The organism is Nostoc sp. DedSLP03 (genome assembly GCF_034530815.1).
Taxonomy (GTDB): Bacteria; Cyanobacteriota; Cyanobacteriia; order Cyanobacteriales; family Nostocaceae; genus Nostoc.
In genome coordinates this window covers 50,877-76,614 of record NZ_JAVRCK010000010.1, presented here as the reverse complement: position 1 = coordinate 76,614, position 25,738 = coordinate 50,877, and the positions used below count along the sequence as shown (strand labels likewise).

Here is a 25,738-nt window from a genome sequence, read left to right as displayed (position 1 = left end):
AACTACGGCAAATCGATATATTTTAAGTAGTATTGTACAAAAATTACCATAAAACATCGCGTCCTGAAAGCAATTACAAGCTAATCCTAAGATGACAAACACAGAAATTCGCACTGCTCAAGTAAAAGTCCCTAACGGGGATTTGCAAATTGATGCTTACTTAGCTGAACCAGCACAAAAGGGAACCTTCCCAGCCGTTATCGTGATTCAGGAAATTTTTGGGGTTAATATTCACATTCGGGAAGTTGCAGAGAAATTTGCCAAAGAGGGGTATGTGGCGATCGCACCGACTTTATTTCAACGCACCGCTCCCGGTTTTGAGGGTGGATATACTCCTGAAGATGTCCAGCAAGGGAGAGGGTATAAAGAGCAGACAACAGCAGAGGAAATATTGAGTGATATTAAAGCTGCGATCGCTTACTTAAGAACTCTACCAAATGTACAAGGAGATGCGATCGGCTCTATTGGTTTCTGCTTTGGTGGTCATGTCGTTTATCTAGCTGCCACTTTACCAGATATTAAAGTTACAGCTTCCTTCTATGGTGGCGGTATTCCCAACTCAACCCCCGGCGGTGGAGAACCAACCATCACCCGCACTCCAGAGATTAAAAACCCCATTTACGCCTTCTTTGGTCTTGATGACCAGGGAATCCCCTTAGAACATACAGAACAGATTGAGGCTGAATTGAAGAAAAATCAGATTACTCATGCTATCTTCCGTTATCCCGGTGCAGGGCATGGCTTTTTCTGCAATCATCGCGCCAGCTACAATGCCGAAGCTGCTGCTGATGCTTGGAAAAATGTTCAAGAACTATTCCAAAAGAACCTTCAGCTTCAAAAAGTCTAAATCTTTAGGTTACGAGCAATACAACACTAGAGGCGCACATCTATCTGTGCGCCTCTACGACTGAACATAGGCAAATATTAGCCAAATAAATCCAAAAGCAAATTAAAAAACAAAGTATCACGTCCATGATTTCCGCCTTCAAACAGCCACAAGTTAAGATTTTCCAAGGTTTTTCACTATTCCTTTTACCTGGATTATTAACAATCTCAACAACCTTAATCAGTTGCTCAGTCCAAACCCCAAATTCAGCAAATAAAACCACTGGTTTGAAAACCAAAGTTGTCCGAATGGGATATCAAAGTTCTGGGGATATTTTCAGACTTAAAGGATTGATCGAAAAACGTCTCAAGCCTTTAGGTATTTCCGTGGAATGGGCGCAATTTGCCGCCGGGCCACAACTGATGGAAGCAATGAATGTGGGCAGGGTTGATATTGGCTCTGTAGGCGAGACTCCCCCGATATTTGCCCAAGCGGCTGGCACATCTTTAGTTTATGTTGCTAGCAATAAACCCAGTGCTGGTAAAGGAAGCGGGATTATTGTTCAAAATAATTCACCGATTCGGACTTTAGCCGATCTCAAAGGGAAAAAAGTAGTTTTTCAAAAGGGTTCTGCTTCCCATTACTTATTAATAAAAGCTTTGGAAGAGGCTGGTTTGAAATATAGTGATATTCAAGCTATTAGCCTCCCCCCTTCAGAAGCTCGTGATGCTTTTATTCAAGGTAAAATAGATGCTTGGGTAACTTGGGACCCTTATTTAGCCGTGGCCCAAAAAAAGGCCAATGCTCGTGTTTTGCGAGATGCTAGTGGCATTTCTACTCAGGGCGGATATTACATGGCGGCGCGAAAATTTGCCACAGAAAACCCGAAATTAGTACGATTAGTTCTTGAAGAAATAGATAACACAGGTCAATGGAGTGAGAAAAACCGATCGGAAGTTGTAAAACTGATTATTCCTCATCTCAAAATTGATCGAGATATTTTAACAACAATGGTTGGAAGGCGAACTTACGGTATAAGACCAATTACGCCTGAAATTATGGAAAATCAACAGAAGATTGCAGATTTGTTTGCTAAAGAAAAAGTGATTCCTAAACCGATCAATATTAAGGAAGCGATGCTGACTAGCGAACAATATGCAGCTATAACACCGAAAACCATTAGCCAGAAATAGCACCAGGAGATAAGAAAATGGAAGTTTTTTGGTATTTGCCGACCCAGGGAGACGAGCGTTATTTAGGTACTACAATTGGCAGGCGACCAGCCACTTATCCTTATATGCAGCAAATCGCCCAAGCTGTTGATAAATTGGGCTATGGCGGGATGTTGATTGGTACCGGACAAAAACAAGATACTTGGATTGTTGCTACTTCCTTAATTTCAGTTACGGAACGCTTGCGGTTTCTTGTAGCCTTTCGTCCGGCAATTATGTCGCCTTCTTTGGCGGTGAGAATGGCTGCTACTTTTGACCAGATTTCTAATGGTCGAATTATTCTGAATGTTGTCACTGGTGGCGACACCAAAGAACTTGCTAAAGATGGGATTTTCTTAGCTCACGACCAGCGTTATGAACTCACAGATGAGTTTTTGACAATTTGGCGATCGCTCATGCAAGGTGAAGAAGTAACCTATAGTGGTCGCCATTTGCAAGTTCAAGGCGCTAAACTCCAATTTCCTCCCGTCCAAAAGCCTTATCCCACCTTGTATTTTGGCGGTTCTTCAGATACGGCGCTCCAAGTTGCTGCCAAACACATTGATGTGTATTTAACTTGGGGTGAACCACCAGATCGAGTTGCCGAAAAGATTGCAAAGGTACGGCGATTAGCAGCAGAACAAGGTAGAACGGTACGTTTTGGGATTCGGATGCACGTCATAGTCCGCGAAACTACCCAAAAAGCTTGGGATGCAGCTAACGAACTGATTCAGTATGTGGATGATGAAACCATAGCAGCTGCACATCAGCGATTTGCTCAATCTGAATCAGAAGGACAACGCCGCATGGCCCAACTGCATAAAGGTAATCGCCAAAACCTAGAAGTTAGCCCCAATTTATGGGCAGGTGTTGGCTTAGTGCGTGGCGGCGCCGGGACTGCCTTAGTCGGAGATCCAGACACAGTTGCAGCGCGGATGCTAGAATATGCCGATTTAGGAATTGATACCTTTGTTTTCTCAGGGTATCCCCACCTCGAAGAAGCTTATCGAGTTGCAGAATTACTGTTTCCCAGGTTGCCGTTACAAACACCAGCGATCGCATTACCGCAGCAAGTTGCAAGTACATTCAGTGAATTTGTTACCAAAACGGATTTACTCAAACCCCAACCTGTGTAAGCAATTCAAAATTCAAAAAACTAGCGTGATTTAACTCATAACACCTTAGTACAACATTGCATAAATTCGGCAAAACTCAGCGTTCCTCTGCGCTTACCTTGCGTGCCTTTGCGTTTAAAAACACTACGATTTTACAGAAAAAAGCATGAGTACGAAAAAACCTCAACTTAGACTAGGTGCATTCTTGCCCAGCACTGGTCATCACGTAGCGTCATGGCGACACCCCGAAGCCCAAGCTAATGCTGGTTTAAGCTTTCAGCATTATAAAAAGCTGGCACAGACGGCAGAACGTGGCAAATTTGATATGATCTTCTTTGCAGACGGCGTGGCTGTGCGCGACCGCAATCAAAACGCCGAACTTTTGAGCCGGAATGGTAAACTCGTCCACTTTGAGCCTCTCACCCTGTTGTCGGCTTTGTCTGTGGTGACGGAAAACATTGGTTTGACGGCGACAGTATCGACTACATACAACGAGCCATACCACCTCGCCCGCAAGTTTGCATCATTAGATTATCTCAGTGGCGGCCGTGCCGGTTGGAATCTCGTAACTTCTGCTACTGAAGCTGAAGCGTTGAACTTCAACCGGGAAAAGCATATGGAACATACCCTACGTTATCAGCGTGCCAAAGAGTTTGTGGATAGTAGTCACAAAACTCTGGGATAGTTGGGAGGACGACGCCTTCTTACATGATAAGGAGTCGGGTATTTACTTCGATCCAAATAAACTGCACGTTCCCAACCACAAAGGCGAACATTTTTCAGTGCGCGGCCCGCTAAATGTGGCGCGTCCCATCCAAGGTTATCCGGTGATTATTCAAGCTGGATCTTCCGAGGATGGTAAGGAGCTGGCTGCACAAACGGCGGAGGTAATTTTCACTGCCCAACAGACTCTGGCAGAAGCTCAGGCATTTTATACAGATGTGAAGGGGAGACTGGCTCAATACGGGCGCTCACCTGACCATCTTAAGATTATGCCAGGTGTATTCCCAGTTATCGGCAAAACTGAGCAAGAAGCCAAGGACAAATTCGATCGAATTCAGGAGTTGATCGATCCGGTGGTCGGCTTAAATTTGCTTGACTCAATGATCGGTGGATTTGACCTATCCGGCTATCCATTGGACGGGCCGTTGCCGGAGTTACCAGAGACTAACGGGGGTAAAAGCCGTCAGCAACTTCTGACTGACCTAGCCATGAGAGAGAATTTAACGATTCGACAACTGTATTTATGGATAGCTGGAGCGCGTGGGCATCGTCAGATTCTAGGCACACCAGAACAAATTGCCGATCAGCTAGAAGATTGGTTTCTCAATGGCGGGGCAGATGGCTTTAATATCATGCCGCCCTGGTTGCCTGGAGGATTGGACGAATTTGTAGACTTGGTAATTCCTGAATTGCAACGTCGCGGTCTGTTCCGTACAGAGTATGAAGCACGAACCCTGCGCGAAAATCTTGGTTTACCTCGTCCAGTAAATCAGTTTAGCAAAGTTGCTACTCGTGAAGCGGCGATCGCCTAACTTTTTCTAAAGCAAGTTTGGCAGCAAAAAGGCTCAAGCATTCCTGCCTGAGCCATGACTAAATTCAATTTATAGATTAGTTTCAAGAACTATATCTTTCGATCGGTAATGGATAAGCTCAGTTAAATTTATCGCCATAGTAATGTAAGATAATTATCTGGATGATGTCTGGTTGATATCTATAACCTCAACAAAGTCTAAATTACTAAAGCTGAGAGTTGGGAAACTCCGGTGAAATTCCGGGACTGTGCCGCAGCTGTAATGGGATGACCCAAGTCAGAATGCCAACTATCAGGATGTCCTCAAGACACACTCACCGTCTAATCCCTGCGTTGCACGGGGAAGGAGTTCTAAAATTGGTTTCTGGATTTGCCACTTGTCCTGGCTTGTTTTATGCTACTCCCGCCGCAGATGGGATATTATCTCGCGTTAGAATACCAGGTGGAATTATTAGTAGTCAGCAGTGCCGTGCGATCGCAGATATAGCAGAACAGCACGGTGGCGGCTATCTAGATGTGACTAATCGAGCTAACCTACAAGTCCGTGAAATCCGTACGGGGATAAATGCTGAGGTTCTGAAGTACCTACAAAATATGGGATTGGGTTCTGAGAATACTGTTGTAGACCAAATCCGCAATATTATGACCAGTCCAACTGCTGGTATCGATCCCCAAGAATTAATCGATACTCGTCCTTTTGTTCAAGGTTGGGATGATTATATTGCAGCACATCCGGCGCTTTCGGGACTGTCGGCCAAATTTAGCGTTTGCTTTGATGGTGGTGGGATAATTCGGGTGGGCGATCGCTTGAATGATATCGCCTTTGTAGCTGTCTTACTTAACGATAATGTTTACTTTCGCCTGTATCTCAGTGTCGGCGAGAAAAGTCAACCCCCCAGCGATACGGGAATTTTGCTACCACCAGAAAAATGTTTGCCCGTCTTAGCAGCTTTGGCGGATGTCTATCTAGCTTATAGTCATACTACGAGTAAGCGGCGGCTACGTTTGAGAGAGTTATTGAATACTTTGGGTTGTGAAAATTATCTCCAAGAAGTTGAGCAGCATTTACCTTTTTCTCTTTTATCCAGTGACCTAACCCCCCAACCCCCTTCCCTCGTAGGGAAGGGGGAGAAATTCTCCCCTCTCCTTGTAGGAGAGGGGTTGGGGGAGAGGTCAGATGCGAAATATCAGCATATTGGCATTTATCCCCAACGTCAGCAAGGCTTATTTTACATTGGTGTTGTCTTGCCCCTTGGTCGATTGGAAAGTAGACAGATGCGGGGTTTAGCAGATTTAGCAGCAAAATACGGTAGTGGAACTCTCAGGCTAACCCCTTGGCAAAATTTGCTCCTTACAGATATTCCTCAGCAATGGGTTGCTGATGTCCAAAGTGAAATTGCTTTATTAGGATTAGATTCTTCTGCAACCAATATTAAAGGTGGATTAGTTGCCTGTTCGGGAAAAAAAGGTTGCGCCGCTTCTGCCACTGACACTAAAAGTCATGCGTTGGCATTGGCAGAGTATCTTAAAACTCGCGTTACTCTCGATTACCCAGTTAATATCCACTTCACTGGCTGCGAAAAATCTTGTGCCCAGCACAGCAAAAGTGATATTACTCTCCTCGGTGTCAGCATTGAGGCTGAAAATAGAACTGTGGAAGGCTATCACGTTTATGTTGGTGACAACAATCAGAAATTCGGACGCGAACTATATCAATATGTAACTTTTGCCGAACTACCTGCATTAATAGAGCGGATGCTATATGTATATAAAATTCAACGCTTAAATTCTAATGAGTCCTTTGGAGAATTTGCTAATCGATATCCAATAGCACAATTACAGCAGTTATTTAATAAATATTTAGAAAATCGAACCATAAATAAATGCAGATGATTGATTCCTTCCTTTCTCTGACTCTGTGTTCTCTGCGCCTCTGCGGTTAATTAAATTAGATATTCTTCTGTGAGAAAAAAGTATCTATATTAACTAACAAATCAATCGAAAATCTCAAATTTAAAATCCCAAATTTAATGCCCGACTATATCCGAGATGCCAACGAAATTTACCGTAATTCCTTCGCAATCATTCGGTCAGAAGCGAACTTAGATGTGTTGCCACCAGATGTAGCAAAAGTTGCTGTACGTCTAATTCATGCCTGTGGGATGACGGATATTGTCACTGACTTGGGATATTCACCAACAGCAGTACAATCCGCAAGAGCAGCACTGGCAGAGGGAGCGCCAATACTGTGCGATTGCCGAATGGTTGCCGATGGCGTTACCAGACGGCGGTTGTCTGCAAACAATCAAGTTATCTGTACCCTGAACGAGCCAGAAGTACCAGAACTTGCCCAGCGTATGGGTACTACCAGGTCGGCGGCAGCTCTTGAATTATGGCGATCGCACCTAGAAGGCTCAGTAATCGCAATTGGGAATGCACCCACAGCCCTGTTTAGGCTGTTAGAAATGCTCGATGAAGGAGCGCCCAAACCTGCTATTATCTTAGGCTTTCCAGTGGGGTTTGTTGGTGCAGCAGAATCAAAAGCCGCACTGGCAGCAGATAGCAGAAATGTACCATTTTTAACCTTACACGGTCGGCGCGGTGGAAGTGCGATCGCGGCAGCAGCAGTTAACGCCCTGGCAACGGAGGAAGAATGAATATGCAACCCAAAGGTCGTCTTTATGGAATTGGTGTCGGCCCAGGCGATCCCGAACTATTGACCCTCAAAGCGCTGCGGTTATTACGTGCGGCTCCTGTGGTAGCCTATCAATCAGCCGCAGATAAAGAAAGTATTGCTAGAGCGATCGTGGCGCAGTATCTTCCTGGCAATCAAATCGAGGTACTATTTCACCTCCCCCGCGCTTTGGAACCAGAAAAGGCAAAATCTATTTATGACCAGGAAATTGAACCAATTGCCGAGCATCTAGCAGCAGGTCGAGATGTTGTGGTACTGTGCGAGGGCGATCCATTTTTCTATGGTTCATTTATGTACCTGTTCACGCGGTTATGCGACCAATACGAAACAGAAGTTGTCCCCGGAGTTTCCTCGCTGATGACTTGTCCGGTAGCCTTGGGTGTACCTTTCACCTACTACAATGATATTCTCACAGTCTTACCCGCCCCGTTGCCAGCAGAAGAACTGACTACACATCTGCTGATGACTGACGCCGCCGCAATTATGAAACTAGGTCGTCACTTTACCAAAGTACGAGATATCCTGCATAAATTAGGGCTAGCGTCACGAGCAAAATATATTGAGCGGGCATCAACATCACAGCAACGCATCATCCCCCTAGATGAAGTCGATCCAGCCGAGGTACCCTATTTCTCAATGATTGTGATTCCCACCAAGAATCGACTATAGACTGACCTTTTCTTTTTAGTTAAGGTATTCTTTAACTGATGATTAAGACTTGACCATAAAGAAATACTTCAATAAAAGTTGATGGCTTATAATAGCACCTTCACTCCTGATACGATCGCTGCTGGCTTTCATGCCCTGTCTGACCCCCTACGGATTAAGGTATTAGAACTGCTGCGCTCTCAAGAACTATGCGTCTGTGACCTGTGTGAACACCTGGGAACTACTCAATCTAAACTGTCTTTTCACCTCAAAACCCTGAAAGAAGCGGGTTTAGTTCGCGCTCGTCAAGAAGGGCGCTGGATTTACTACAGCCTCAATCTACCGCAGTTTGCTGTCTTAGAGCAGTATTTAGCAGAATTCCGCCGCTTTAGCCCCATATCAACCATTCGTCCCCCCTGCGCTCCTTAAATATTCATTAATTTTTTTTGTAATATTTTGTCTAATTTTAGTTTTATAGGCATTAAAAAATCAATTTTTTTTGAAATGATGGAGATATACTCTTGATATAACTCACGAATTTTAGATTTTAAATTTTGGATGTTGGATTGAATAATCTGAAATTCCTGCTCGAAGCTCCTGCATTTATGTATGGGGTTAATTGTAATGAACAAAAATACTTCAAAACGCCTCTCCTTTATTGACCGCTTCCTAACCTTATGGATTTTTTTAGCAATGGCGATCGGTGTAGGTCTAGGCTATTTCTTTCCTGGAGTAGAAGCCTTTATCAATCAGTTCCAGGTGGGAGCAACCAATATACCGATCGCCATCGGGTTAATTTTGATGATGTATCCGCCCTTAGCCAAGGTGCGGTATGAAGAATTAGGGGATGTATTTCGCAACGGAAAAATTCTTGGTGTTTCACTAATTCAAAATTGGATTATTGGGCCAATTTTGATGTTTGCTCTGGCAGCTATCTTCTTACATGGTTATCCAGAATACATGACGGGATTGATTTTGATTGGATTAGCCCGGTGTATTGCAATGGTAGTGGTGTGGAGTGACTTGGCACGAGGCAATACAGAATATACGGCTGGATTGGTTGCCTTTAACAGCATCTTTCAAGTCATCTTTTATAGTCCTTATGCTTGGTTTTTCATTACTGTACTGCCGCCACTGTTTGGGTTACAAGGCAGTGTTGTTAATGTCAGCATTGCTGAGATTGCCAAAAGTGTGTTTATCTATCTCGGTATTCCCTTTTTAGCTGGATTTTTCACTCGTTACTTCTTAGTAAAAGTGAAAAGTAAACAGTGGTATCACGAGGAATTTGTGCCTAAAATCAGCCCCATCACACTGATTGCTTTATTATTTACAATCGTCGTGATGTTCAGCTTGAAAGGGAATTTGATTGTTCAGATCCCCTTCGATGTGGTGAAGATTGCAATTCCGTCGATCGTCTACTTCATCATCATGTTTTTGGTCAGCTTTTACATGGCTTGGCGCGTTAAAACAGACTATTCTAGAGCCGCAAGTGTCGCGTTTACATCGGCAGGAAATAATTTTGAATTAGCGATCGCAGTGGCGATCGCAGTATTTGGCATTAATTCGGGTGTTGCTTTTGCCGCCGTCGTCGGGCCTCTAGTGGAAGTGCCTGTATTGATTGGTCTGGTTAATGTGGCTTTCTGGTTTGAAAAACGTTATTTTCTGCCATCTGAATCGAAAATCTTTTAAATTTAGCCAAATTATTCAAAGGAGTTGAACCATGAAACGTGTGATGTTTGTTTGCAAAAAGAATTCTGCCCGTTCCCAAATGGCGGAAGGTTTTGCTAAAACTCTTGGTAAGGGAAAGATTGCAGTGATTAGCTCTGGGTTGGAAGCAAGTCAAGTTAGACCAGAAGCAATCGCAACCATGAAAGAAATTGGTATCGACATTACCGATCAACACTCCAAACCCCTCAGTGATTTCCAAGCACAAGACTTTGATGTAGTGATTTCTTTGTGTGGCTGTGGGGTGAATTTGCCGCCTGAATGGGTTGTGCGGGAAGTATTTGAAGACTGGCAATTAGACGATCCAGCAGAACAACCAGAAATTTTTCCGAGAGTCCGCGATGAAATCAAAGAACGGGTCACTCAATTAATTGAGTCTGTAAATAAAAAATTTACAACTACTCGATATTGAACATCCAAAAAAAGATAACCTCCTGGCAGATTGAACCAGGAGATTGAAACAAATTGATTCATCTTTACAAGCGTTGTAGCAGACTCAAACCGTGGCTATCAGTACCACAGGTATTGAAAAGAAAGTATTCATCAGCCAACTTTTGCACTTGTTCTGATTCCAATACGCTGGGTTTCCAAGGGTTAGGGTTATTGTAGGCGTAGAAAGTTTCCACACCATCGATGCCCTTTTGTGCCGCAGCTGGAATTAAGTCAAAATGCGATCGCTTGTAACGAGCTGGATGAGCCAGAACTGCCAATCCCCCAGCTTCATGAATAGCGGCAATCACGTTACTTGCCTGATATTCTTGCCCTGTAGTCGGCCTTCTTTGCAGATAAGGTTTCATACTAGGATGTTCTGTTGCAAAAGCGTAAGCCAAAATGTGAACTTCTATATTCAAAAGGTTGGCATTGATTTCCACGCCACTCCACAGGTGAGGAGTGGTTACATGAGGATTATTCCACTTCCAATCTTCTAACCAAGCAAGGGCCGCTTGATAGCCGATAATACCATGATGATCGGTGATGGCTAACCCTTTTAACCCAATAGCGATCGCCTGCTCCATCAATGCACTCGGCTGCAACTTGCCATCCGAGAAGACAGTGTGCATGTGAAAGTTGAATAACTTTGGACAACTATGCGCATCAATGTTACGGAATACTTGCTTTAAAAGCTCTGCTGAAGTTGTAGTACGGGCCAAATTTACAACCATAACCCCCTCTGAAGAAAAACATATTTTTTTAACACACCAAAATGCCACATCTCTGGATGAGAAAGAACCAACACTAAAAATTAGTATCAGTTGCTACTTTCTCAGCTTTCTCAGCAAATTTTTCAATATGTTAAGACTACGTTAGCAAATCTTAATCTCAGTAGTCATGGGTAATTTGCACTACTTTAACCTCAATTAGTAGTAAATATTACATCTAAACTTTCATCAATGCGCCTATAACATCTGTGTTAAATGGCTTAATAAATAAAGGTTTAGTAGAGTAATTATCTCGAAGAAGCCGGAAATACAAATTGATTTGGTGTGTAAAAACTATTACTTTTCTCAGTAATTACAGCTTTTTTCTAACCAATAATGATTTTAGCGACCGCATAAGTGAGTCTAAAATAGCTTCGAGAAAACTAGCGATGTCTACGACGGGCTATGCCTACATTTGGGTTGTAGGGAACTCCAAAAAATAAATTATCCAATTTGTGTACTCAACTAGACTTCTTTCTTCCTTGTCCCCCTTGTCCCCCTTGTCTTCCTTGTCCCTCTGCTATGGAATATTTTTTTACTTGGAAGTCCCGTATTATACCCCTCGCGCAATTCCAAAAGAATCTCCCTTCAAGGTGACTCCAAGGGGTTCTATCACTACCTCGCGGGAAAGAGACGCTTCAACTCTTCCAGCGATCGCAGCCGAAAGTTGATGTTCTCTTGCAAGTAGGACAATTCTCTCTGCATCCTGCTTTGATTCTGTATAGAATGCGAATCCTGCACCGTAATTGAACACCGAAAGCATCGTCTCGGCCCCGCCCTCAAGATGACTCTCAACAAATGTAAATATCTCTGGTACTGGGAGCATTGTTTCGATAACGTACCGAAGCGGCTTTACCGATCGCATCAGCTTTTGCCAACCATGACCAGTAATATTCTCCATCGCCGTGGGACGAATTCCTTCGCCCAGCACCGCCTGTACAAGGGGCGTGTAAAGATACGAAGCAGCATTCATCGCTTCCCAGAACTCCTGCCCACTCGGAAGTTTTGTTCTATAGCCATCAGGAAGAGACTCAGCAAGCTTTCGCAGTGGGGTAAAACCGTTCTCATGGGGGCCCGAACTTTCAACCAGAACAATAGTATTTCCGGCATCCAGACGCGAGCTATCAATAGGAACGACACCAGCAGGCATAACCCCAAAAACCGAGCCGGCGATGTCGAGCCGCCCTGGAATCATCTTAGTTTTTAGTTGAGGAGTTTCCCCTGAGAGATACACACACCCGACTCGTTTGCACCCCTCAACTACTCCATCAAGAAATCCATCAAGGAAAGCGGGGGTAAAAATTGTTTCAGGAGTACTCGAAGGCAGATAAAGACCGAGAAGTATAGTCTGCATACCTGAAGTTGCGGCATCGTTCGTCAGACACGAGATGATCTTAATCCCAATATTCCACCAGAATCGTCGAAGTTCTTCTTCAGAAAGATCGTCAGGACGGGTATCGTCTGCTGTGCCTAGTCCTTCCGGCACAAGTGTCATCGAAAGTTCTCTAGCCCCCGCCTCTAGAAATGGAGCGAGGTTGAAGCTGAAAGCGTTAGCACTTGCTCCCAGACCTGATGCGGGGACGATGCCATAAGTGCTTGCAAAGCCAAGTGTGCGTTTTGCAGCATCGATGAAGCGTCGTTTTGCAGCATCGAGAGTATCGTAATCGACTTGATCGAGAGCTTGAGCCATCAGGTTGTGTTTTAAGTTAAGAGTTAGGAGTTAGGAGTTAAAAGTTAGCAAAACTCATAACTCATAACTCCTCACTTTAAAATACCTCATCTTCAATACCGCGCCACCATTCACCTAATTTCATCAAGTCTTGGTAAATATCTTCTAATTCTTTGGTATAAACATCATTTGTCAGAGTGGCTCGACGCTCTTGCAATTTTTTGAGACGCAGTTGTATCAATACCCAAGGTTTAGAGATGCTATTCGTTGCTTCGATGTATTGCGCTAGTTCTTTGCTATCCATATATTTTATATTTTGCTTTCTCTACCATCCTCCTCAACACCTAACCAAAAACAGTCACGACATTAGTATAATGTCAAGCTAGTTTTCAGGGTTTGTAGTCAGCATTTTAGTGCTTAGAAAATAAGGACTAAAGTCCTTACTACGAACTCATTTACCCATCAATTTAAACTTGACTGACTACTGTCGTGACTGCTGACAAAGGTGTTAAGTGAATTATTTCTACTTTAGATATCTGGCACAAACTACGTAGCCGCAAATTAGCTAACTAAAAGACATCGCAGCCAGTTCAAAACTGGCAAGTAATTAAGCTTTAGCCAAGTTTTCAGCAGCAAAGTCCCAGTTGACCAAGTTTTCTAGGAAATTCTTGATGAACGCTGGACGGGCGTTTTTATAGTCGATGTAGTAGGCGTGTTCCCAAACATCCAAGGTTAAGAGTGCCTTCTTACCATGAGCTAGGGGATTTTCTGCATTTGGTGTTTTGATCACCTTTAGCGTACCACCATCATCGATCAGCCAAGACCACCCACTGCCGAATTGAGTTGCAGCCGCGTTAGAGAACTCTTCCTTGAATTTGTCAAAGCTACCAAAATCTTTATCGATTTTGGCTGCGAGTTCACCTGTGGGTGTACCACCACCTTGTGGTTTTAAAGAATTCCAGAAGAAGGTGTGGTTCCAAACTTGGGCAGCGTTGTTGAAGATTCCCACCTTAGAGGAGTCTTGGAAAGAAATTTTGATTACTTCTTCTAGGGACTTATCAGCAAGTTCTGTACCTTCAGTAAGCTTGTTGAGGTTGTCTACATAAGCTTTGTGATGCTTGCCATAGTGATACTCAAAAGTTTCAGCTTTCATGCCAAAAGGCTCTAGAGCATCTTTTTCAAAGGGTAGTGGGGGCTGTACAAATGCCATTGTGTCAAATCCTCTCTTTACCGGTTTCTAGTTTGTAAGCTATTGCAGAAGTTTGGGAAATTAATAGCTTTTATTTTTAGTGGTTTTATGCCTTTGATTAGTGAAACATAAAACTTAACATCGTCATTCTACTACCAAAGTGAAGACAGAAACAAAGTACTTTGTTGATAAGTCAAATCGCTAGCGATTCCTGACTATAAATAAAAATGACTAATATCTTATAACGAAGGGCTAATAACTAAATAGCATTTAGCAATTAAAACTTTAATACTTCTATCTTTAGTAAGATTAATTACGATTTGAAAAATCAGTCGAAAGCGAGATGATTTAGTCTTTAAAGAAGTGTAAGTTAATTTAATAAATATTTACACTTACTACTATAGTGTTAATTTTCAAATTAAAATAACCGATAGTTAACTTATCTATATTTATTTTTAAATACAGTTTTAAGGATGGTAAGTGAATAATCACTCACCACCCTTTGAAACTAAAAAACTAACAGCAAATAGCAGCAATTAATACTGAGATAAACGCTGTTGGTAATAGTTAACGATTTGTGCCGTGACTTCAGACACGTCCAAACCATCAGTTTGAAGTTCGATCGCATCTGCTGCTTTCTGCAAAGGAGAAACCTTGCGTGTACTATCTTTCCAGTCACGTTCGGCGATGTCGTGTTCCAACTGCTCTAAACTCACTTCCGGTTGACCTTGGGTGTTAAAGTCTTGCTGGCGGCGACGGGCGCGTTCGCTAACAGAAGCAGTTAAGAAGATTTTAACTTCGGCATCGGGAAATACGTGAGTACCAATATCCCGACCTTCAGCAACTAAACCACCTCTTTTACCCCAACTTTGCTGTTGTTTAACCAGTGCTTGACGGACAGCGCTTTGTGCTGCGATCGCAGATACAAGAGAAGTTACCTCAATCGTGCGAATTGCCTGGGTAACATCAGCACCATCAATCCAAACCTGCACGGACGAATGTAAATCCTGGGTGGGAATCAGTTCAATTTTACACTGATTAGCTAATTCGGCGATCGCACACTCATCGTCAATCGCAATACCCTTTTGCAGTACTAACCAAGTGACAGCACGGTACATCGCTCCTGTATCTAAATACACTAAACTCAGGTTTGCTGCCACTTGCCGCGCCACTGTGGATTTTCCAGCCCCGGCTGGGCCATCAATGGCGATAATGGGTTGACGATCGCGCAATATGATATTGTCAATCAAACGTGTAGCACCAAAACGAGCTGCGATCGCCAACATTCCTTCCTCCTCAACTTTTTCTAAAGACATCAACGTAGTCGGTTCAACCAATTCAATATATTCCACTGAGACCGTGCTGACCATTGCCACTTCTTGCTGTACCACTGCTATCAACTTGTTGCTATTGCGATCGCCTGCAATGAATGCAGCTTCAGCTCGTTGCAAGCCACGATATAAGACTGCTGCTTGCTCTTTTGCCGTTGCAGTCAAATATTGATTGCGAGAACTGAACGCCAGACCCGACGCTTCCCGTACTGTTGGACAAGCAACAATTTCTACTGGCAAATTTAAGTCAGCTACTAAGCGTTTAATAATTGCTAGTTGCTGACCATCCTTTTCACCAAAGTAGGCACGGTCAGGCTGTACCAAATTGAAAAGTTTGGTAACAATCGTAGCGACACCCTGAAAGTGACCTTGCCGAGAACGACCACACAAGCCTGTCATCATAGCAGATGGAGGGATAACTTGTGTAACCTTTGATTCTTGTATACTCTTCTGAGGAACAGCCATTTCTTCCGGAGTCGGTGCAAAAATGGCATCTACCCCAGCTTGTTCGCAAAGTTGTTGGTCTTGCTCTAAAGTGCGAGGATAGCGTTGATAATCCTCGTTAGGAGCAAATTGCAGGGGATTGACGAAAATACTCACAATCACCGTAGAATTTTCGTGCCGCGCCCGTTGGATCAAGCTTAAATGACCTTGATGCAAATTTCCCATCGTTGGCACCAGACCGACTGCCGTCTGATACCAGCCAGTCATTTCATCTAATCTCAGATCCTCAGCAATCGCAATTAGCTTGTTTTCTGAGCAGCGTTTAGTTAAATAGCAGCGTAAAGCTGCGACTGTTGTCAGCAGGCGCACAAAAATACCCCTAGTTCTTATCGATCCCTCCCCCGTTAGTTTATATCCGAAATAGAGGGAAGAGTTGATTGAACTAGGGGAATTAAGTGATACGGAACTGGGATTGGCTAATGGGGATTGGGTATTGGGTATTGGGTATTGGGGATTGAAAATACTTTTTCCTAGTCCCCAGCCCCTAATTCCCAGTCCCCAGTCCCTAGATTATTTCCCCAATACTTCAATATGCACTGGCGCTACGCCACTGCCCATCATTCCCAAAATTCGAGCCGCGCCGGCAGACACGTCAATGACTCGACCACGAATGTATGGACCCCGGTCATTAATTCGCAGCACTACAGAACGACCATTGCGGGTATTGGTTACACGAACTTTTGTGCCAAAGGGTAAACTGCGATGAGCGGCAGTCATTCCTTCTGGATTAAATCTCTGGCCGCTAGCAGTGCGATTACCAGAACCGTCATAGCCGTAATAAGAAGCTATGCCTCTGAGGGTGGCTTGTACTACTCCGACAGCAACCTGTTGAGGCAGCTTTGGTATTGATATTTGTTGACGAACTGGTAAATTTGCAATCTCTTTTAGGGGAGATGCATTGCCTAATAGTCTCCGCAAGCGATTGGTTGCTTGCAATGCATCTTGCGCTAGATCGTTGGTACTACCTGCTAATCGCGTACCTTCGCTGATTTCGACCAACTCTTCGCCATTAATTTTAATTACATAGCGATCGCCATCTTGCTGGACAGGGACGCTTTTGTTTTGCGCTTGATTGGCAGTAGATTTTTCCCCTGCTTTCCAACTGACGGTAATCTTACTCCCGTCCACGTTTTCTCGATTCAACTGGTTGATCTTAGCTGCTACTACACCAGCTATCTGAACCGGATCGTTGTCAGTGGAGCTAATCTGGTTACTCGCATCTGTTGCGTTCCCAGTATTCAATGCATTTGATGAATTGCTAGCAATAAGGGCGTACCCTTGTACGCCCCCAGTATTGTCAATTGCACCAACTTTTTTAGTCTCAAGATTCGTATTTGATACAGAACTCAAAAAGGTGAGAACAGGTATATTTTTGATAAAAAGGGTTGCCGCCTTACGTCCTTTAATGTTGTGAGGATGAATTTCTGTAATCACAGCATCCAAGGTTTGTTTCCCTGCTGTTGATTGGTACTCTCCCACCTTAACCACATCAGGAGCGGGTGATTTTTGGGATGCTAGCGCATTTCCTTTGGTGGTTTGAGTGCAACCGACTGAGGGTACTCCCAAAACAGCCATAAACAGGGCAACAATAGTCCACAAATGTCTTTGATTCATGCGTCCGTTTTTGAAAGCGACTGTAGAACTTAAAGTTTTATAACTTGCGGGATCGATCGCTAATGAAAGTGATTTCCCTTTTGAAAAACTCGAACTCGTTCCGTTTTCACTTTGTTCTTTATAACTGCAACAGACTAACACGAACCTTTTAGCTTGGGGATCAGGGTTTTAGCGTAACTATGGGCCACTTTCTCAAATTCCCATTCCAATTTGAAGGTCGAAACCTTTCTCAAAAGAGGACTTTGGCTATGTAACGCTTTTTTGTGTAAGTCAAAAATTTCTTAAAAAAACTTTACGTTTATTTCACACTAAAGTAGCGATACCCTATTCACATCACTCCTAAAGGCTCGCAACTATTCGTGTATTCTAGATTACATTCGTATTGGCTATTTCCTATAAGAAGGTAATACAACTTTAATTAAATAGCATCGGCATAAATACCTAAAATCATTTATTTAAGGAAATATTTAGATTTAACTATGAATAAGTCACGAGCTGAGTTACATCTTAAAAAATTATGCAAATTAGTTTGAGTCTGATATCTTTTTTCAAAGTTTTTTCTACTTACATCAATCATTACTTTTATTCTCCATAACTAGACTGATGCTGGTAATAAATATAACTTTACGTAACCGTATTGCTGAGTATAAAAAAAAGGATAATACCCAAAGAAATATTTTTCAGGATTAATAACTTAAAAATTAATAAAACTTTGCGATCGCTTAAACAACAAATATTGCTTGTAATAAAAAATACATTGCATTTCGTTTAATTTCAGTAATTGCTCAAGTATGATTTTTGAGAGCAAGCTGTTATTGACAAAATCTTTGTAACTGTAGGTATGTACAGCTGCACCTCTTCTATATATAGTAAGTATTTTGGGAAATGCCATCAGCCTAATGACAAACCAAGCACATCCAGGAGATATAGAAATAGAACCATCGCCATTAAAAGCTGTTCTCAACGAGTTACATTCCCAGTACAAGTCTCTGCAAGAAGGTGCAGTAGCGAAATACATTCCCGAACTGGCAAAGGCAAACCCGGAGTTGTTCAGCATTTGCATTGTGACAGTAGACGGTCAGGTTTATAAAGTTGGGGACTACGAGCAACTTTTTACCATTCAGTCAATTTCTAAGGTGTTTGCTTATGGACTTGCCTTAGAAGATCATGGACTGGATTATGTTTTAACTAGAGTTGGCGTTGAACCGACGGGAGATGCATTCAACGCGATTGTTTTGGATGAGCAATCGAAGCGACCTTATAATCCAATGGTAAATGCAGGTGCGATCGCCACCACTAGTTTAATCAAAGGTTCTGGCCCAACCGAACGCCTCAACCGGATGCTGGATATGTTTCGCCGATATATTAGCCGCGACGTGTTCGTTGATATTTCAGTTTTTACCTCAGAACGGAGTACAGGACATCGCAACCGCGCAATGGCACATTTGATGCTCAACTTTGGCATGATTGACCGAAACATTGAAGAGGCGCTGGATCTTTATTTCCAGCAGTGTGCTGTGATGGTGAATTGTCAAGACTTAGCAGTGATGGCGGCTACTCTGGCTAACAGAGGTATTAACCCGATTAACAAAGAACAGGCGGTAGATAAGCGTTATATTAAAGATATTCTGAGTGTGATGTATACCTGCGGGATGTACAACTTTGCAGGTGAGTGGGCTTATAAAATTGGGATTCCGGCGAAAAGCGGTATTTCTGGTGGGATTATTGCCGTTGTGCCCAATAAGATGGGCATTGGAGTTTTTTCACCACTGCTAGATGTGCGTGGTAATAGTGTGCGGGGGGTAAAGGTGTGTGAAGAACTTTCTCAACAGTTAGGTTTACATCTATTTGATTGTTCAGGTCAAGAGGCGAAATTTGGTTGAAAGAAGCAAAGGGGTAGAGGAATTTTATTTTATAGTTATTTTAAGACGAGAGTCGGGATTAATATTATGCATAAAGTTTCAAAGCAGACTATAAAGGCAACACAAAAACATGCTCAAAAAGCAATTGAGCATAGCCAAGAGATACAAGAGTTGGGTAAGAGTTTAGAAACAGATGACCAAATCGATCCCGAACAAAAAGAACGTATCGAAGCCTATGGAAAAACCATGCACGAACACGCGCAGAAATTTCAAGATTTGGCGCACAGACTAATAGAAGATCCTTCAACAGATGTATATTCAGAAGCAGTAGAGGAGCATACGAAGGTAAATCAAGCCCATATCGAAGCAATTAAAGAACTTCAAAAGATACAACCGCCAGCTTAAATGAGATATCAATTAAATATGAAATTTATTTGCTTTTAGCTGGATGTATTATTGAGCTTGTTATAAGTTTAATAACTACTTGAGCCTTTTCATTTCAGTTAAACACAGCTGATTATTAGCGTAAGCGTAGCCCGCACTTCGACAAAGCTCAGTGACCACCGCAGGCATCGCTCTATAAACAACTTTTTGGCTTACTATTTAAGATAATATCTCAATCAAGTATCATCTAAACAAGATTAAATCAAGAGAGTCAGAGATGGTTTCTTCCAACAGCAAGATAGGTATTATCGGCGCAGGGACATCAGGAGCTTATCTTGCCAGTTTGCTTATTCAAGAAGGGTTTCAAGTTGACTTGTTTGAAAAAGCGCCTGTAGTTCGTACCGATGGATGTGGTATTTTGATTGTCCAATCAGGTATGCAAGCACTTCATCAAGGAAACCCTCAAATCAGCCAAAAAATTATTAACTCAGGCGATCCTGTAAAATACTTTGAGTTTCGCAACCTTAAAGGTGGATTTATCAATTCAGAAACCGTCACCTATGCTGAAGATGAACTACCAGGAATGCTCGTACACCGGAAAGCGATTTTAGAAGCAATTATTGATACTTTACCCGCTAATAATATTCATTTTAACGCTCAATTAGCTTCGATAACGCAGACTGAGAATAGTGCGATCGCACACTTTAAAGATGGAAGTCACTGGGAAGGGGATCTGATAGTGGGTGCTGATGGCATTCTTTCTAAGGTTCGGCAGTTTGTGGTTCCGAATGTAAAACTATGCTATTTAGGCGATCTAGTTTGGCGAGGGATTGTGACAGATAATAGCTTCTGTCCAGAAGGAAACTTTTTTGTTTATGTACGCGGTCGGGGAATTTATGCAAATTTCTTTCATATTGGCGGAAATCTGACTCATTGGGGTTTCTTTATCGAAAAAGAGCAGACGGGTTCTGAAATAGGCGCACTACAACCGACTGATATATCTATTCCTCCCGAAGAATTAGCTAAACTCCCAGAGGATGCACGAAATTTAATTGAGTCAACCCCTGTGGAAAATATTATCTGTCGTTATTCCTATGACATCGATCCTTTGCCTCAATTGTCTGATGGTCGCGTTATTTTAATTGGTGACGCGGCTCACGCAAAAAGTCCAACTCGCGCTAGAGGCATGACTTCAGGTTGGGAAGATGGTTTGGCTTTAACACAACATCTCACGTCTAGTACTAATATTGCCGAAGCTCTGGAAAATTATCAGACGGAAAGATTACCCATTGTCCACGAATATCAACGCACGAGTCGGGAAATGAGCCAGAAAATTGGTCGTCGTTAGCCAAGGCGAAACTTAAAGTAAAATTAGTTTTTATCTAAATTTAATGAGTAACGATCCTGTAATTAACGAAGATATCATCACCTCGACGATATCTGTCGATCTGGAGAAAGTTCCAGAAATTTTTACACGTCATATTGGCACTTGGAAAGGTGAGTTTATCAAAACTGATAAACGCGGACATTTTTCTGGCAGCTTTTTCGTTACTATTACCATCTCGATTGAGGGGAGTCAGTACCGACAAGTTAACAATTATGAATACTCAGATGGCTCTCATCTCCAGCTTAATTTTGAAGGATACTTTGAAGATAAAATTCTGAAATGGTTTTCTAGCAATTATTCTGATTTTTCTGGAACCGCTTTGGATGTAGGTCAAAACACAATTTACTTTCGGATGACGAAAGCTCAAGATAACGCGCTGATTACATTTATAGAAACAGTAACTTTACTCGATGAAAATCACCGAGTTCGTAGTGCACAAGCTTTGAAAGATGGTATTTTCGATAGTATCTCTTTTATTGAAGAAACTCGTTTTTCCTAAATAGATTAGATAGTCCTAGATTTGAGCAAAGAAGGTTGCAATTGAGCAAAATTGGGTGATTTGACCTTTATTTTTAATAAAATTAAACTGTTTCAGAAAGTTGCTTATCCAGACGGCGAAACAAAAACAGCCAAAGCGGTAGAGAACTATTAATCGCAATTAATCGTACTAAATGACCAGTTGTGACAATTTCAACATTATGATTCAATGCAAGCGAAACTAAGATCATTTCTGCCGATCCTCCTGGTGCTGTGACTAAGAGACACGTTAACCAGTCCCAAGAGGTTAATTGCATTGCAAGTATAGCAGCGATCGCCCCGGCTACGAGAGTCATTCCTACAGACATCAAGGCATAGCCGACAGTCCGCTTTCTAAAATTGGGCTTGTCTCCCCAATATTCACCAATCGTAATTCCCAGGAGCATTTGACCCAATAAGTTTATTATTGGCGGCGGACTAAAGCTAATATCACCGACAAAAGGCAGCCAATGTAGCAAAGGATTAAACCCGATACCAATCAGCAATGCACCAAAGAAATCGCCAGCAGGTATTTTAAATAATATAGCTGGATAAACTACTAATCCAGTAATTACCAGTACTAACAAGAGTAATTCTAGTTGAGATGGATCGAGATTGAGCCAAACAGTGTTGATTGGAAGTGTTTGCGGATAATCATTACCAGCTGATGTCTTAGCGATGAAGGGAATTAGAACAACTACACAGGTAACGCGAATCGCCTGAACTAGGGCAACCAAGCTAACATTTTTATTGTAATCGGCTGCGATCGCTGCCATAATTCCGACACCGCCAGGAACTGTAGCCAGCATTGCTGTAAATAAGTTAGTTTTGCTGATGCGAGAGTAAATGTAACCGATACAGCCTCCACTCAGCAGCAGAAATAAGGTAAGAAAAATAAATATAGGAATACCGGAAGCAATACTAGCTAGATTAGCGTGGGAATTGGAAGCGCCAACAGTTAAGCCAACAAGTGCCATTCCCACTTTTCTAGCAGTGCGGTTAGGTTGGGGAGAATATTGATAAAAAATTCGACACCCTTGAAGAACCACTGTACCAGCCGCAATGCCGCCAAATATCCAGGCAATCCTGCCAATTTGGAACTTTGCAAGGAGTAAACCCAGAGGTAATGCCAGAAGCATTTCCAAGACAAGGACAATTAGTTGCTTGCTAAATAGCTGTTGTTTGGTAACAACAAGATTTTCATGAGTGTGTTTTTCCAGGCTGGGAGTAGCACTTAGACTTTGATTCATCGATACTAAGCTTTTTTTTAAGTCTAAGCTATAGGTGCAAAAGTGGATCTTCTGGGATGCGATCGCGCACTACACATTACCAGAAAGAAGCAAAATGATACAGGTGCAGGGTTTTAGTTTTAGTGGTGAATTTATTTTAGATTTAGGTCAGGTTTGATAGAGAAAAAATTCAAAGCATAAGAGTTTGAAGCATACATTATGGGCAAACTAATCTAGTGGTCAAATTATTATCACTAGGTAAAACCGAATCGGGAGCATCCACTTTTGGAAGAAACATAATTTTGATACTCCGAAAACCCTACTATATGGTTCATCTAAAAAAGTAAATCCGCCGAAAATGGATGCTCCCACCGAATCGGACAACACCATTATGTACAAATCTATCAATCTTGATCAATTAAGAAATCAATCTGTTAACTACCACTCTAAAACACCTTTCCAGCATCAAATTGAAGCATTTGAAGCCCTGAGTAAAACGTTTAAATTTGGTAGTGAAAAACCTGGTAGTGGAATTTTAGTACTTCCTACAGGTGCTGGCAAGACATTTACGGCTGTCAGATGGTTATCTGACCATGTAATCCCTAAAAATATTAAGATTCTTTGGTTAGCTCCTTCATTTTACCTATTGGATCAAGCATCTGATACCTTTTTTAAAGCTGCTAAGGATATTCCAGAGCCAAAGAAAACGTTAAATATTCGGTGCGTTTCTAGTAATCCTTCTCATGCAAAAGCCTCATCTATACAACTGACTGATGATATTGTCATTATGACAATACAAACAGCCATCAATAATTTACATACTGATGCTATAGACAATTAAAAACAACCTTGGTTGTCATGCTGAATACATCAATGTTACTACGATGAAATAAAATTACTAATTTCAAATTAGTATTGACTAGACTAATCAAAAATCGGGACTGAGAAATAAATCTCAGTCCCGATAAAAAAGCGGGCTAACCGCTATTTATATGGTTAACCCGTGCAGCTTTGGGAACGCGCAGAGAAATTGTTATTGCAATACCAACTTCACATTGGCGTTTTGCAGACCGCGCTGTTTCACTTCAGCCAAAGTTTTGTTAACGGCATACTTTTGGTTGATTGAGTTGATCAACTCGGTTTGGTTGTGCTTCTTAGCAACGCCCCACAGGTCAGCGATTAGGTCAAAAGAACCATCGCCATTGCGAGACCAGCCGAGGTCATATTCGCCTTCCAACACGGCAACGATGTCAGAACGGACACGCTGACCGTTATAACCACGGACATCAGCTTCAGTCTTTACGCTGATACCGAGGTCGCGCAAGGAAGCCTTGAGGATTTCGGCATCGGTGATTTTGGTACGCAGGGTGCTAAAGTGAGACATTTGGGTTTCCTCCAATGAGAAGATTGAGAAAAACGACAACGGTTTGTTTTGGGCGAAGCCGCGCTTAACAGGATGCGGCTTTTTTTATAACTGCTAGCATTTTCTGCTAGCCTTTCCCCCTGGGATGGCAGAGGAAAGCTTTTAAAACTCCATTCGCTGATATTCAGCTACGGAGGATGCTGCGGGGCGTGCGCGCTGTCTGGCCCAATCTCTCAGAGCCGTTACTTGTTCTTGCATCGTTCGAGACAGCGGCAATGTTGCCTTTAGTGCAGCAATAATATCTAGTTGGGTGAACTCCCGATCTTGGGCAAAAGCTTCATACATTGCCGCAACGATCGCTTGTTCTATTTCTGCCCCAGAAAAGCCATCAGACATCTTGGCTAGTTGCTCAAGGTCAAATCGAGAGATGTCTTCACGGCGCTTGGTCAGATGAATGTTGAAAATCTGCTGCCGTTCTTCTGGTGTGGGCAGATCGACAAAGAAAATTTCATCAAATCGTCCTTTCCTCAAGAACTCGCCAGGTAAGCGTTCTACTCTGTTGGCTGTTGCCATCACGAACACTGGTGATTTCTTATCTTGCATCCAGGTGAGGAAAGAGCCGAAGATTCTACTTGAAGTCCCGCCATCAGAATCAGATGAACCTCCACTACCAGCAAAGGATTTATCTAATTCATCGATAAACAAAATCGCTGGGGAAATAGATTCTGCTGTTTTCAGGGCGTTTCGCAGATTTGCCTCACTTCGTCCCACCATTGAGCCGTCGTAGACTCGCCCCATATCCAAGCGCAACAGTGGTAAACCCCACAGCCGGGAAGTAGTTTTAGCAATCAATGACTTACCGCAACCGGGAACTCCTAAAATTAACATCCCCTTTGGTTGAGGCAAACCGTACTCTCTCGCTCTTTCTGTGAAAGCGTTAGAGCGTTGCTTGAGCCATCTTTTTAACTCTTCTAAGCCACCTACAGCATCAATAGTTTCATCTTCTTCAATATATTCTAAGATGCCATTACGCCGAATTAGTTGCTTTTTCTCAGATAAAACGATGTCTACTTCATCTTCCGTTAAACGCTCTTTAGTTACCTGTGCCTTACGGTAGACTTTCTCCGCTTCATCTTTAGTTAGACCCAAAGCAGCTCTGAGAAGTTTTTCTCTGGCTTCTGTTGTCAACCGCCGACCGCGATTTTGCTCTATATGGTGAGTTAAGACTTTATTCAACTCAGCCATATCTGGCAATGTAAAGTCGAGAACGACAACTTCTTTTTCCAGTTCTATAGGTACTTGTTGCATCGGAGACATCAAAACGATGTTCTTTTGCATACCTTTGAAACTAGCGATCGCATCACGCAGCGATCGGTTAGTTGCAGGCGCATCTATAAAGGGATGTAAATCTTTAAGAATAAATATACTTGGTTCTTTCTGCCGGATAATCCACTCAATCGCCGCCTCTGGAGACACGGTATTATGTTGGGTAACATTCCGCGGTTGACCGTACTCAACAATCCCGTGTGTTACTGTCCAAACAAATACCCGACGTTGGGGCTTTAATGACTGTGCGATTGTGGAAATTGCTTGCTCGGCCCGCTCTTCCTCGGAGGTAACAAGGTAGATTAAAGGGTATTGAGCTTGAATTAGGATCTTGAGCTCTTCGTTCATACTTCGACCTACTTGAGACCTTATAGAGACAGTAGAGACATTGCTTCTGGTAAAGACAACCGG

Annotated in this window: 25 protein-coding genes, 1 pseudogene and 1 riboswitch; of the genes and pseudogenes, 17 read left to right on the top strand and 9 right to left on the bottom strand. The window is 42.6% G+C overall.

Annotated features, from left to right (window positions below; translation table 11 throughout):
- Positions 1-91: 91 nt before the first annotated feature.
- The 10 genes and pseudogenes from RM368_RS07225 (at position 92) to arsC (ending at position 10,166) form a co-directional block, all read left to right on the top strand.
- The gene (locus tag RM368_RS07225; RefSeq protein ID WP_322693444.1) at positions 92-847 is read left to right on the top strand and encodes a dienelactone hydrolase family protein; all 756 of its coding nucleotides are present in this window, start codon (positions 92-94) and stop codon (positions 845-847) included.
- Positions 848-972: 125 nt separating this feature from the next.
- Positions 973-2,019 (top strand): sulfonate ABC transporter substrate-binding protein, encoded by a 1,047-nt coding sequence (locus RM368_RS07220; protein ID WP_322693443.1) that lies wholly within the window; start codon positions 973-975, stop codon positions 2,017-2,019.
- 17 nt (positions 2,020-2,036) lie between these two features.
- Positions 2,037-3,173, top strand: a complete 1,137-nt coding sequence (gene ssuD / locus RM368_RS07215; protein WP_322693442.1) for an FMNH2-dependent alkanesulfonate monooxygenase — start codon at positions 2,037-2,039, stop codon at positions 3,171-3,173.
- Between the two features lie 145 nt (positions 3,174-3,318).
- Positions 3,319-4,687 (top strand): annotated as a pseudogene (locus tag RM368_RS07210) (LLM class flavin-dependent oxidoreductase).
- A gap of 176 nt (positions 4,688-4,863) precedes the next feature.
- Positions 4,864-4,995: riboswitch (cobalamin riboswitch) on the top strand.
- A complete protein-coding gene (gene cobG / locus RM368_RS07205; RefSeq protein ID WP_322693491.1) occupies positions 4,969-6,579 on the top strand; it encodes a precorrin-3B synthase in 1,611 nt (536 codons plus the stop codon). Its footprint overlaps the riboswitch before it by 27 nt.
- A gap of 137 nt (positions 6,580-6,716) precedes the next feature.
- Positions 6,717-7,343 carry a precorrin-8X methylmutase gene (locus RM368_RS07200; RefSeq protein ID WP_322693441.1) on the top strand — a complete coding sequence of 209 codons (627 nt, stop codon included), beginning with the start codon at positions 6,717-6,719 and terminating at the stop codon, positions 7,341-7,343.
- Positions 7,344-7,345: 2 nt separating this feature from the next.
- Positions 7,346-8,050 carry a precorrin-2 C(20)-methyltransferase gene (locus RM368_RS07195; RefSeq protein WP_322693490.1) on the top strand — a complete coding sequence of 235 codons (705 nt, stop codon included), beginning with the start codon at positions 7,346-7,348 and terminating at the stop codon, positions 8,048-8,050.
- Between the two features lie 81 nt (positions 8,051-8,131).
- On the top strand, positions 8,132-8,458 hold the full coding sequence (locus tag RM368_RS07190; protein ID WP_322693440.1) for a metalloregulator ArsR/SmtB family transcription factor: 327 nt from the start codon (positions 8,132-8,134) through the stop codon (positions 8,456-8,458).
- 195 nt (positions 8,459-8,653) lie between these two features.
- A complete protein-coding gene (arsB, locus tag RM368_RS07185) occupies positions 8,654-9,718 on the top strand; it encodes an ACR3 family arsenite efflux transporter (RefSeq protein ID WP_322693439.1) in 1,065 nt (354 codons plus the stop codon).
- 31 nt (positions 9,719-9,749) lie between these two features.
- Positions 9,750-10,166: an arsenate reductase, glutathione/glutaredoxin type gene (arsC, locus tag RM368_RS07180; protein WP_322693438.1), complete on the top strand. Its 417-nt coding sequence runs from the start codon at positions 9,750-9,752 to the stop codon at positions 10,164-10,166.
- A gap of 64 nt (positions 10,167-10,230) precedes the next feature.
- Here the strand turns inward: arsC and RM368_RS07175 are convergent, their stop codons facing one another.
- Together RM368_RS07175 and RM368_RS07170 are read right to left on the bottom strand one after the other, a co-directional pair.
- Positions 10,231-10,917, bottom strand: coding sequence for a PHP domain-containing protein (locus tag RM368_RS07175; protein WP_322693437.1), 687 nt, complete (start codon positions 10,915-10,917; stop codon positions 10,231-10,233).
- A 589-nt stretch (positions 10,918-11,506) separates the two neighbouring features.
- Positions 11,507-12,307: a phosphoribosylformylglycinamidine cyclo-ligase gene (locus RM368_RS07170; protein ID WP_322693436.1), complete on the bottom strand. Its 801-nt coding sequence runs from the start codon at positions 12,305-12,307 to the stop codon at positions 11,507-11,509.
- A gap of 34 nt (positions 12,308-12,341) precedes the next feature.
- On the opposite strand from RM368_RS07170, the gene RM368_RS07165 reads away from it, so the two are divergent.
- Positions 12,342-12,545, top strand: coding sequence for a hypothetical protein (locus tag RM368_RS07165; RefSeq protein WP_322693435.1), 204 nt, complete (start codon positions 12,342-12,344; stop codon positions 12,543-12,545).
- A gap of 174 nt (positions 12,546-12,719) precedes the next feature.
- Here the strand turns inward: RM368_RS07165 and RM368_RS07160 are convergent, their stop codons facing one another.
- The 4 genes from RM368_RS07160 to RM368_RS07145 all read right to left on the bottom strand — a co-directional run bounded on the left by RM368_RS07160 (position 12,720) and on the right by RM368_RS07145 (position 17,260).
- Positions 12,720-12,926 carry a hypothetical protein gene (locus RM368_RS07160; RefSeq protein WP_322680752.1) on the bottom strand — a complete coding sequence of 69 codons (207 nt, stop codon included), beginning with the start codon at positions 12,924-12,926 and terminating at the stop codon, positions 12,720-12,722.
- Between the two features lie 303 nt (positions 12,927-13,229).
- Positions 13,230-13,832 carry a superoxide dismutase gene (locus tag RM368_RS07155; RefSeq protein ID WP_094350617.1) on the bottom strand — a complete coding sequence of 201 codons (603 nt, stop codon included), beginning with the start codon at positions 13,830-13,832 and terminating at the stop codon, positions 13,230-13,232.
- A gap of 515 nt (positions 13,833-14,347) precedes the next feature.
- A complete protein-coding gene (locus tag RM368_RS07150; protein WP_322693434.1) occupies positions 14,348-15,955 on the bottom strand; it encodes a bifunctional pantoate--beta-alanine ligase/(d)CMP kinase in 1,608 nt (535 codons plus the stop codon).
- A gap of 201 nt (positions 15,956-16,156) precedes the next feature.
- Positions 16,157-17,260: a septal ring lytic transglycosylase RlpA family protein gene (locus tag RM368_RS07145; RefSeq protein ID WP_322693433.1), complete on the bottom strand. Its 1,104-nt coding sequence runs from the start codon at positions 17,258-17,260 to the stop codon at positions 16,157-16,159.
- 899 nt (positions 17,261-18,159) lie between these two features.
- Between RM368_RS07145 and glsA the strand changes: the two genes are divergently transcribed.
- The 4 genes from glsA (at position 18,160) to RM368_RS07125 (ending at position 21,392) form a co-directional block, all read left to right on the top strand.
- The gene (gene glsA, locus RM368_RS07140) at positions 18,160-19,143 is read left to right on the top strand and encodes a glutaminase A (RefSeq protein ID WP_322693432.1); all 984 of its coding nucleotides are present in this window, start codon (positions 18,160-18,162) and stop codon (positions 19,141-19,143) included.
- A gap of 66 nt (positions 19,144-19,209) precedes the next feature.
- Positions 19,210-19,527: a hypothetical protein gene (locus RM368_RS07135; RefSeq protein ID WP_322693431.1), complete on the top strand. Its 318-nt coding sequence runs from the start codon at positions 19,210-19,212 to the stop codon at positions 19,525-19,527.
- A 256-nt stretch (positions 19,528-19,783) separates the two neighbouring features.
- A complete protein-coding gene (locus RM368_RS07130) occupies positions 19,784-20,854 on the top strand; it encodes an FAD-dependent monooxygenase (RefSeq protein WP_322693430.1) in 1,071 nt (356 codons plus the stop codon).
- A gap of 43 nt (positions 20,855-20,897) precedes the next feature.
- Positions 20,898-21,392: a hypothetical protein gene (locus tag RM368_RS07125; protein ID WP_322693429.1), complete on the top strand. Its 495-nt coding sequence runs from the start codon at positions 20,898-20,900 to the stop codon at positions 21,390-21,392.
- An 82-nt stretch (positions 21,393-21,474) separates the two neighbouring features.
- Here the strand turns inward: RM368_RS07125 and RM368_RS07120 are convergent, their stop codons facing one another.
- Positions 21,475-22,659, bottom strand: coding sequence for an AbrB family transcriptional regulator (locus RM368_RS07120; RefSeq protein ID WP_322693428.1), 1,185 nt, complete (start codon positions 22,657-22,659; stop codon positions 21,475-21,477).
- Between the two features lie 34 nt (positions 22,660-22,693).
- On the opposite strand from RM368_RS07120, the gene RM368_RS07115 reads away from it, so the two are divergent.
- Together RM368_RS07115 and RM368_RS07110 are read left to right on the top strand one after the other, a co-directional pair.
- Positions 22,694-22,816 carry a hypothetical protein gene (locus tag RM368_RS07115; RefSeq protein WP_322693427.1) on the top strand — a complete coding sequence of 41 codons (123 nt, stop codon included), beginning with the start codon at positions 22,694-22,696 and terminating at the stop codon, positions 22,814-22,816.
- Between the two features lie 213 nt (positions 22,817-23,029).
- Complete coding sequence (locus RM368_RS07110; RefSeq protein ID WP_322693426.1) at positions 23,030-23,479, top strand: DEAD/DEAH box helicase; 450 nt, start codon at positions 23,030-23,032, stop codon at positions 23,477-23,479.
- Positions 23,480-23,671: 192 nt separating this feature from the next.
- On the opposite strand, the gene RM368_RS07105 is transcribed toward RM368_RS07110, so the two are convergent.
- The gene (locus tag RM368_RS07105) at positions 23,672-24,022 is read right to left on the bottom strand and encodes a DUF1257 domain-containing protein (RefSeq protein ID WP_094350625.1); all 351 of its coding nucleotides are present in this window, start codon (positions 24,020-24,022) and stop codon (positions 23,672-23,674) included.
- A gap of 141 nt (positions 24,023-24,163) precedes the next feature.
- Positions 24,164-25,675 carry an AAA family ATPase gene (locus tag RM368_RS07100; RefSeq protein ID WP_322693425.1) on the bottom strand — a complete coding sequence of 504 codons (1,512 nt, stop codon included), beginning with the start codon at positions 25,673-25,675 and terminating at the stop codon, positions 24,164-24,166.
- Positions 25,676-25,738 lie beyond the last annotated feature (63 nt).

Excerpts from the sequence above, each read along its gene's own strand:
- RM368_RS07160 (WP_322680752.1), bottom strand. The coding sequence starts at position 12,926 with ATGGATAGCAAAGAACTAGCGCAATACATCGAAGCAACGAATAGCATC.
- RM368_RS07135 (WP_322693431.1), top strand. The coding sequence starts at position 19,210 with ATGCATAAAGTTTCAAAGCAGACTATAAAGGCAACACAAAAACATGCT.
- RM368_RS07200 (WP_322693441.1), top strand. The coding sequence starts at position 6,717 with ATGCCCGACTATATCCGAGATGCCAACGAAATTTACCGTAATTCCTTC.
- RM368_RS07175 (WP_322693437.1), bottom strand. The coding sequence starts at position 10,917 with ATGGTTGTAAATTTGGCCCGTACTACAACTTCAGCAGAGCTTTTAAAG.
- RM368_RS07120 (WP_322693428.1), bottom strand. The coding sequence starts at position 22,659 with ATGAATCAAAGTCTAAGTGCTACTCCCAGCCTGGAAAAACACACTCAT.
- RM368_RS07165 (WP_322693435.1), top strand. The coding sequence starts at position 12,342 with ATGATCTTAATCCCAATATTCCACCAGAATCGTCGAAGTTCTTCTTCA.
- cobG (WP_322693491.1), top strand. The coding sequence starts at position 4,969 with ATGCCAACTATCAGGATGTCCTCAAGACACACTCACCGTCTAATCCCT.
- RM368_RS07100 (WP_322693425.1), bottom strand. The coding sequence starts at position 25,675 with ATGAACGAAGAGCTCAAGATCCTAATTCAAGCTCAATACCCTTTAATC.
- RM368_RS07105 (WP_094350625.1), bottom strand. The coding sequence starts at position 24,022 with ATGTCTCACTTTAGCACCCTGCGTACCAAAATCACCGATGCCGAAATC.
- RM368_RS07190 (WP_322693440.1), top strand. The coding sequence starts at position 8,132 with ATGGCTTATAATAGCACCTTCACTCCTGATACGATCGCTGCTGGCTTT.
- RM368_RS07125 (WP_322693429.1), top strand. The coding sequence starts at position 20,898 with ATGAGTAACGATCCTGTAATTAACGAAGATATCATCACCTCGACGATA.
- RM368_RS07225 (WP_322693444.1), top strand. The coding sequence starts at position 92 with ATGACAAACACAGAAATTCGCACTGCTCAAGTAAAAGTCCCTAACGGG.
- ssuD (WP_322693442.1), top strand. The coding sequence starts at position 2,037 with ATGGAAGTTTTTTGGTATTTGCCGACCCAGGGAGACGAGCGTTATTTA.
- RM368_RS07170 (WP_322693436.1), bottom strand. The coding sequence starts at position 12,307 with ATGCAGACTATACTTCTCGGTCTTTATCTGCCTTCGAGTACTCCTGAA.
- RM368_RS07220 (WP_322693443.1), top strand. The coding sequence starts at position 973 with ATGATTTCCGCCTTCAAACAGCCACAAGTTAAGATTTTCCAAGGTTTT.
- RM368_RS07110 (WP_322693426.1), top strand. The coding sequence starts at position 23,030 with ATGTACAAATCTATCAATCTTGATCAATTAAGAAATCAATCTGTTAAC.
- RM368_RS07195 (WP_322693490.1), top strand. The coding sequence starts at position 7,346 with ATGCAACCCAAAGGTCGTCTTTATGGAATTGGTGTCGGCCCAGGCGAT.
- arsC (WP_322693438.1), top strand. The coding sequence starts at position 9,750 with ATGAAACGTGTGATGTTTGTTTGCAAAAAGAATTCTGCCCGTTCCCAA.
- RM368_RS07155 (WP_094350617.1), bottom strand. The coding sequence starts at position 13,832 with ATGGCATTTGTACAGCCCCCACTACCCTTTGAAAAAGATGCTCTAGAG.
- RM368_RS07145 (WP_322693433.1), bottom strand. The coding sequence starts at position 17,260 with ATGAATCAAAGACATTTGTGGACTATTGTTGCCCTGTTTATGGCTGTT.
- arsB (WP_322693439.1), top strand. The coding sequence starts at position 8,654 with ATGAACAAAAATACTTCAAAACGCCTCTCCTTTATTGACCGCTTCCTA.
- RM368_RS07130 (WP_322693430.1), top strand. The coding sequence starts at position 19,784 with ATGGTTTCTTCCAACAGCAAGATAGGTATTATCGGCGCAGGGACATCA.
- glsA (WP_322693432.1), top strand. The coding sequence starts at position 18,160 with ATGACAAACCAAGCACATCCAGGAGATATAGAAATAGAACCATCGCCA.